The organism is Neobacillus paridis, assembly GCF_016765675.1.
Classification (GTDB): domain Bacteria; phylum Bacillota; class Bacilli; order Bacillales; family Cytobacillaceae; genus Neobacillus; species Neobacillus paridis.
Genome location: NZ_JAESWB010000302.1, coordinates 1 through 579, shown reverse-complemented (window position 1 = coordinate 579; position 579 = coordinate 1). Strand labels below are relative to the sequence as shown.

Sequence of the window (579 nt, the reverse complement as noted above, 5' to 3'; positions counted from 1 at the left end):
GTCACCATGCCAAGGCCACCTTTTTCCTGGCCAATGAAAAAACCGTGCGCGGCGATCATTCGCTCGACCCATCCTGGGCGTCGTACTGGAAAGCCTTGCGCGAGGAAGGCCATGCCTTCGGCACCCATACCTTTGATCATGTCTATGCGCTACGGGACATGGCCGACGGCAGGCTGGAAGTGCGGCCGCAGTTCGGGCCGCAGGCCGGCAAGAAGCTGGCATGGACGCAGCAGCAGTATTGCGATGAATTGCGCCGGGTCGATAGCCGGTTCCGCGAGTTGACCGGCGCCGGGCTGGACCCTTTCTGGCGCGCACCGGGTGGCAAGCTGACCAAGGCCAGCCAGGCAGCCGGCCAGGCCTGTGGCCTGTCCCATGCCGGCTGGGCGCCGGCCGGGTTTTCGGGGGACGAGTTGCCAAGCGAGCGTGTATCGAATCAGGCCTTGCTGGACCGCGCGTTGAATGGACTGCGCGACGGCGATATCTTCATGGCGCATCTGGGCATCTGGTCACGCAAGGATCCCTGGGCGCCCGCGGTGCTGGAACCATTGCTGAGCGGGCTGGAACAGAAGGGCTTTTGTT

General features: G+C 64.1%; 1 protein-coding gene. It reads left to right on the top strand.

All coding sequences use genetic code 11. The features are described 5' to 3' along the window. On the top strand, window positions 1-579 hold a 579-nt coding region (locus JK635_RS28950), incomplete at both ends, for a polysaccharide deacetylase family protein (RefSeq protein WP_202655519.1).